We start from the raw sequence: 721 nt of genomic DNA, 5'->3' as shown, positions 1-721 counted from the left end.
GACCGGTGGGCCGCGGCGGGGTGGGAGCGGGGTGCGCTGGGTTACCCGGTGGGGGACACGACGTGCGGGTTGCGTGATGGTGGGTGCTTCCAGCACTTCCAGGGCGGGTCGGTGTACTGGTCGCCGGGCACGGGTGCGCGGGTCCTGTCGGTGGAGATCCGGGACCGGTGGGGTGCGGCGGGCTGGGAGAACGGTGCGCTGGGCTTCCCGGTGAGCGACGTGGGGTCGCTGAAGGACGGTGGGCGGTTCGTCCACTTCCAGGGTGGGTCGATCTACTGGTCGCCTGCGACGGGTGCGCGGATCGTGTCGGGGGTCGTGCGGGACCGGTGGGCCGCGGCGGGTTGGGAGAACGGTCCGCTGGGTTTCCCGGTCAGTGATGTGACGGCGTTGGCCGATGGTGGGGCGTTCGCGCACTTCCAGGGCGGGTCGGTGTACTGGTCGTCGGGCACGGGGGCGCGGGTGCTGCTGGCGCCGGTGCGGGACGCGTGGCTGGCCGCCGGCGGTGACGCCGGCGACCTGGGCATGCCGGTCGCGGACGCCGCGAGCACCCCGGACGGCCTGGCCCAGTACGGCCGGTTCGCCGGCGGCGCGGTCTACCTGCACGCCGCCCTCGGTGGGCACGTCGTGCCGGGTGCGGTGGTCGAGGCGTGGGACGCCGCCGGGGGCATCGACGGCGTGCTGGGCTACCCCACCTCGGATGCGGTGCCGACCGCGGACGGGG

1 protein-coding gene is annotated in these 721 nt (G+C 75.0%); it reads left to right on the top strand.

What is annotated here, in order from left to right; translation table 11 throughout:
- A partial coding sequence (locus tag E9565_RS21945) for an LGFP repeat-containing protein (RefSeq protein ID WP_374201756.1) occupies positions 1 to 721 on the top strand: 721 nt, incomplete at both ends.

The sequence above is a fragment of the Blastococcus sp. KM273129 genome (genome assembly GCF_021698995.1).
GTDB lineage: Bacteria > Actinomycetota > Actinomycetes > Mycobacteriales > Geodermatophilaceae > Blastococcus.
This window is presented reverse-complemented; position numbering and strand designations above follow the sequence as displayed.